Genomic DNA, 5,755 nt, shown 5'->3' on the forward strand with positions numbered 1-5,755 from the left:
GGGAACTGCGCGATCGGCCGGCGCCAGCCTGCAGCCGACACGCCACCCTGGGGGCCGACTGCGGGCGCGTCGTGGCTTGTCGCGCAGTTCCCCGCGCCCCTTACGGGGCGCCGTGGTGGCGCACCACGAAGATCCGCCGGGCGCGCCCTAGCACGTTCACGCCCCGCGAGGTGACCTTTCACCGAGCGTGATGATCTTCTCACACCTGTGTCCCGCCTGATGACTTTTCAGCCGCTGTCCGGTGTTCTTACCGCCGACAGCCATGAAATGGGCATGACTACAGGACTGGTGGGAAATGAACGGTAAATTCCGCTCTTTGTGGAACCTGCGGCGTTCCGGCGGAGACACGCAGACGACGACCAGAACGCTCCGCAGCAGGATCGCCGCGGCGGTCGGCGCCGTCGTCCTGGCCGCCACCGCCTTCACCGGCGCCGCCACCGGCACGGCCGTGGCCCGGGCGGAGGGCGGCTGGTCCTGCTCCGGCGCACCCGTCCCCGACGGATGGGTCATCACCAACTACGACCGCAACGGCTGCAGGGGCGCCGGCGCCTGGTACCAGCAGCCCGTCAAGGACGGCATATGGACCTGCTCCGGCTCGCCGATCGTCTCCGGCTACGTCATCACCAACTACAGCCGCCTCGGCTGCAACGGCATCGGCGCCTGGTACCACCAGCTCGCGCGTGACGGCCGCTGGACCTGTGCCGGCTCGCCGATCCCGCCCGGCTACGTGACCACCGGCTACAACCGCACCGGCTGCGAGGGCATCGGCGCCTGGTTCCACCAGCTCGTCCGCAACGGCATCTGGACCTGCCCCGGCTCGCCCATCCCGCCCGGCTACCGCAGCACCACCTACTCCGCAGGCGGCTGCAACGGCCTCGGCGCCTGGTTCACGGTCCGCGCCTGACCGTCCCTCGCCCCGCCGGCGCGGCCCACCGGGCGCCGGCGGGGCGCACCCCCCCTCAGCCCTCCGGGAAGAGCACCGCCGCCACGTGCCGGGTGTCGGCGTACTCCACGACCGAGACGATCCTGCCCTCCCGCACCGTGAAGATGCCGAGGCAGCGGTTGTCGTACACGCCCCCCTGCACGGTACGGGCCTTCGAGGTCCACTCGGCGACCACCCGGTCGCCCTCGGCGATCGTGCCGATCAGTTCGATCTCCAGGGTGCCGGGGACGAACGCCGGCCCCATGCCGCCCAGGAACTCCTCGACGATCGCCCGGCGCCCCCGCCACACCTTCGAGACCGGCAGATCACCCGGGTAGTGCCAGGTCGCGTCCTGCGCGAAGCTGTCGAGGATGACGTCCGCGTCGCCGTCACGGACGGCCTCCACGTACCGGACGACGACGGTCCTGGGGTCGGTGGTCATGGTCATGGTGGTATCTCCTTGAAGTGGTGACGGTCATTCAGGACATGAAGTGACGTGAAGTGGTGCCGGTCGTTCAGGAAAGGGTGAGCACGGCCTTGCCGCGGATGCGGCGGTCGCGCAGATCGGTCAGGACGGCCGCGGTACCGGCCCAGTCCGCGACGCGGCCGATCTCCGGGTGCAGGCGGCCGGTGGCCGTCAGCCGCACGAGCGTCGCCAGGTCGTCGCCGAGCCCGCCGCGCGGGTCCAGATAGTGGAAGTGGCGGATGACGGCCGACTCGGGTCCGGAGAAGAAGTCGAAGAAGTCGAGCGTCACCGGCGTCCGGCTGGCCTGCCCGAACCAGATGAGCGTGCCGCCCCGCGCAAGCCGCGCGAGGGCCGCGGGCAGGGCCCGGCCACCGGTGGACTCCAGCACGATGTCGTACGGACCGTGCGCGTCCGCCGCATCGTGGACGACTTCCGCCGCGCCGAGCCCCAGGAGCCCGGCCCCGCGTTCGGCGTCGCGGGTCACGGCGGTGACCTCCGCCCCGGCGGCCGCCGCGAGCTCGGTCACATAGTGGCCGACGCCGCCCGACGCGCCGGTCAGCAGCACCCGCCGCCCGGCCACCGGCCCGGCCGCGCGCAGCAGCCGCAGCGCGGTGATCCCCGCCAGCGGCAGCGCCGCGCCCTGCACCGCGGAGAGCGTGTCCGGCAGCACCGCGAGCGCGTCCGTCGGCACCGCCACGAACTCCGCCCAGCCGCCCGCCATGGGATGACCCACGACCCGCGCAATGCCGGTGGGCCCGCTCCCGTCGGCGGCCGGCTGCACGACGAGCCCCGCCACGTCCTTGCCCGGCCGGTCGCCGGGCAGCGGCGCCTCCAGCTTGAACGTCTCGCCCCGGTTGACCGAGAACGCCTCGACCCTCACCAGCGCTTCGTTGGCGCGCGGCGTCGGTTCCGCAACGTCGGCCAGGACGACCGGTTCGGCGGGATCCCCCGTCGGTATGAACGCTTTCACTGCCTTCCGCCTCCTTGGTGGTGCCTGAAACACATCCCACCGGGGCGGACCGCCCGCCGGCCAACAACCACGCCCCCCGGCCGACAACGCACAGTTGTCGCATAAGGTCAGCGGCATGGACCTCGACCTCGCACTGGTCCGTGCGTTCGTGGTGACCGCCGAGACGCTGCACTTCGGGCGCGCCGCCGCACGGCTGAACACCAGCCAGCAGGCCCACTCCAAGCGCATCGCCCGCCTGGAGTCGCTGCTCACCGTCCGGCTGTTCGAGCGCGACGGCGGCATCCGGCTCACCGAGGCCGGCCGGCGCTTCGAGCCGGCCGCCCGCGAAGCCCTCGCCGCGGGCGACCGCGCCCTCGCCGCGGCCCTGGACACCGGACAAGCCGTACGCATCGACGTCTGGGGCCACCTGTACGCGCCCCTGCGCACCGTCGCCCAGGCGGTGCAGGCGCTTGGCACCGTGGAACCGGGCCCGGCACGCGACTGGCCGTCAGCCGCGGCCGCCCTGCTGCGCGGCGATGCCGACCTGGGCTTCGGCCGGGTGCACCCGCTGCCCGGCGGCCACGACGCGGGGCTCGCCCAGCGGCTCGTCCGCCTGGAACCCGTCGACGTCGTCGTCAGTGCCACCCACCCGCTGGCCGGGGCGGCCCAGCTGCGCCCCGCCGACCTGCGCGACAGCACGCTGTGGTCCCCCGCCGAACTGACCCGGCTCGACTTCCTGCGCCGCTTCGCCGACGAGTTCCGCATCGCCCGCCGCCAGGACGGGCCCAACCTGGGCCCCGAGCACCTCGTCCGCCACGTGCGCAGCGACCCGGCCTGCTTCACGCTCTTCCCCGCCGACGCGCCCCTGCCCGACCCCGGCGGTCTGCGCTGCATCCCCCTCGTCGCCCCCACCCCGCTGTACGCGTGGTCGCTCGCCTGGCGCGAGACCCACCGCCACCCCCTCCTCGACACCCTGCTGCGCGGCTTCACCGACGCGGGCCGCACCCGGCGCTGGCTGGACTACGACCCCGAGCGCGACTGGCTCCCCGACACCGACCACCCCAAACTCGCGACCGCCGGCCCCGCTTGACGTTCCCTACCTTGACGTTCCCCACGGTGCGCCGGGAGACCGGGGACGGCGGTCCGCCCACCGAGCGGGCGCGCCGCGACGTCTCGTGGATGCTCACCGGGAGCCGTGGGCAGCACCCTTGCGCGGGGGAGCGGACCTGTAGTGCGCTGTGCCCCATGGGGAAGAAGAGAACTGCGAGGAGTACGGCACAACCCATCGCCATCTTCATCGCCGCCCTGACGGCGGCAGCCGTCTGGACGGGCGCGCCGGCCGGACCGCGGGCGCACGCCACCGAACCCGGCACGGGCAGCCCGCCCGCGGCCGGCGCGCACGGACCGGCCGGCATCGACCTCGACACGGTGACCATCCCGGAGCTGCAGGCCCGCATGGCCGGCGGCTCGCTCACCCCGACCGCCCTGACCACCGCCTATCTGCGGCGGATCGAGGAGATCAACCCCAGGATCAGGGCGGTCCTGCGCACCGATCCCACGGCCCTACGCCAAGCGGCCGCCAGCGACGCCCGGCACCGCCACGGCCGCACCCTCGGCCCCCTCGACGGCATCCCCGTCCTCCTGAAGGACAACGTCGACACCCGCGACCTGCCGACCACAGCGGGCTCCCTGGCCCTCGCGGGAAGCCCACCGGCCACCGACGCCGCCCTCGTGACCCGGCTGCGCCGGGCCGGAGCCGTGATCCTGGGCAAGACCAACCTGTCCGAATGGGCGAACTTCCGCGCCGCCAAGCCCACTTCGGGCTGGTCCGCCGTGGGCGGGCAGACCCACAACCCGTACGTCCTGGACCGCAACCCCTGCGGATCGTCCGCCGGATCGGCCGCCGCCCTGGCCGCATCACTGGCACAGGTGGCGATCGGTACCGAGACGGACGGCTCCATCGTCTGCCCGGCAGGGATGAACGGCGTGGTCGGACTCAAACCGAGCCTCGGCATGGTCAGCCAGAGCGGTGTCGTGCCCATCTCGGCCGAACAGGACACCGCGGGCCCCATGGCGCGCAACGTGACCGACGCCGCACTCACCCTGGCGGTGCTCACCGACGACGCCACCGCGCACCCCGCCCCTGCCCCTGCCCCTGCCCCCGCTCCGAGCCACGACCTGCGCGGCCGGCGGATCGGCCTGTGGCGCCTGCCCGCCCTCGGCCCGCAGGTGGACGCCGTGATGACCCGTACGGCGCAGAAGCTGCGCGCAGCCGGGGCCGAGGTCGTCGAGGTCACCCTCCCGTACCAGGAACGACTGGCCGAGCTCGAGTTCCCCGCCCTGCTGAGCGAGTTCCACCGGGACATCGACACCTATCTGGCCACCCGCAACGGCCCGCGCGACCTCGCCGGACTGATCGAGTTCAACCGCACCCACCCGGCCGAGCGGACCTGCTTCGCCGGCCAGGAGCTGTTCGAACAGGCCCTCGCCGCGCCACCCACCACCAGCACGCGCCACCGGGCGATGCGCGCCGAGCTGAAGGACCTCTCCCGCCGCTCCATCGACGAGACCATGGCCGCCCACCACCTGGACGCCATCGCCTCGCCGACGAACCCGCCCGCCTGGACCACCGACTGCGCCCGCGGCGACAACGACGTGATCCCGTCCTCCACCCCGGCGGCCGTGGCCGGCTATCCGTCGCTGTCCGTACCCGCCGGCTCCGTCGGCGAGCTGCCCGTCGGACTCCTCCTGCTGGCCGGCGACCACCAGGACGCCGGGCTGCTGTCCCTGGGCGCGGCCGTGGAACACCACCTGAACGCCTGGCGGGCGCCGCGCCACCTGCCGACGACCGGGACCGCCCGCTAGCGGGGCGCCCGCCCGCCGCTCACTGCCGCTCGTCGTCCTCCGCGAGGGCGCTGCGCACCTCCGCCCCGGCCTTGTCCAGCTCCTCGGGCGACTTCTCGCGCAGCGCCCGCTCCCTTTCCGCCCTGGGCATGCCGCTCAGCAGGAATTCGGCATTGTCGGAGAGCTTCTTGCGCTTCTTCTCGGGCTCGGCCACGGGGCTTCCTTTCGTACGGGCGGACATCCCCTCCAGTGGACCGCCGCAGTCACCGCTGCGCCCCGCCGACTCGTCCAGAAGGACGACAGCGGCGCGTAGCGTCCGGGGGCCGGAGGGTGAGCCGGTGGGGGCGGGGATGTGAGCCGCCCCATGAGACCTGGATCACCTACGAGACGCGGCCGTAGTCGACCGTTTGCGGTGCTTCCCGGAGTGGCGGATTCGCTTGCCCGGGACAGCGTTCGGAGCACGATTCAGGGCCGTATTGGGGGGCTTTGCCAGGGGTTTCGAGCGCCGCTAACAATGGCTGAGTCGCACGGCGCCGTCCGATCGAGAACGGCGCTTCTTCATGCGCCGTCCGGG

General features: G+C 73.2%; 6 protein-coding genes. 3 read left to right on the plus strand and 3 right to left on the minus strand.

What is annotated here, in order from left to right; translation table 11 throughout:
* Positions 1–295 precede the first annotated feature (295 nt).
* The gene (locus AB0K17_RS30635; RefSeq protein ID WP_365985003.1) at positions 296–904 is read left to right on the plus strand and encodes a hypothetical protein; all 609 of its coding nucleotides are present in this window, start codon (positions 296–298) and stop codon (positions 902–904) included.
* Between the two features lie 55 nt (positions 905–959).
* Here the strand turns inward: AB0K17_RS30635 and AB0K17_RS30640 are convergent, their stop codons facing one another.
* Complete coding sequence (locus tag AB0K17_RS30640) at positions 960–1,370, minus strand: nuclear transport factor 2 family protein (protein WP_365985004.1); 411 nt, start codon at positions 1,368–1,370, stop codon at positions 960–962.
* Between the two features lie 67 nt (positions 1,371–1,437).
* The gene (locus tag AB0K17_RS30645) at positions 1,438–2,358 is read right to left on the minus strand and encodes a zinc-binding dehydrogenase (RefSeq protein ID WP_365985005.1); all 921 of its coding nucleotides are present in this window, start codon (positions 2,356–2,358) and stop codon (positions 1,438–1,440) included.
* A gap of 115 nt (positions 2,359–2,473) precedes the next feature.
* Between AB0K17_RS30645 and AB0K17_RS30650 the strand changes: the two genes are divergently transcribed.
* Both AB0K17_RS30650 and AB0K17_RS30655 read left to right on the plus strand, forming a co-directional pair.
* Positions 2,474–3,427 carry a LysR family transcriptional regulator gene (locus AB0K17_RS30650; protein ID WP_365985006.1) on the plus strand — a complete coding sequence of 318 codons (954 nt, stop codon included), beginning with the start codon at positions 2,474–2,476 and terminating at the stop codon, positions 3,425–3,427.
* 155 nt (positions 3,428–3,582) lie between these two features.
* Complete coding sequence (locus AB0K17_RS30655; protein WP_365985007.1) at positions 3,583–5,202, plus strand: amidase family protein; 1,620 nt, start codon at positions 3,583–3,585, stop codon at positions 5,200–5,202.
* 19 nt (positions 5,203–5,221) lie between these two features.
* Here the strand turns inward: AB0K17_RS30655 and AB0K17_RS30660 are convergent, their stop codons facing one another.
* Positions 5,222–5,395: a hypothetical protein gene (locus tag AB0K17_RS30660; protein WP_365985008.1), complete on the minus strand. Its 174-nt coding sequence runs from the start codon at positions 5,393–5,395 to the stop codon at positions 5,222–5,224.
* Between the last annotated feature and the right edge of the window lie 360 nt (positions 5,396–5,755).

Origin of the sequence: Streptomyces sp. NPDC049585, assembly GCF_040675615.1 — a bacterium.
GTDB classification, from domain to species: domain Bacteria; phylum Actinomycetota; class Actinomycetes; order Streptomycetales; family Streptomycetaceae; genus Streptomyces; species Streptomyces luteosporeus.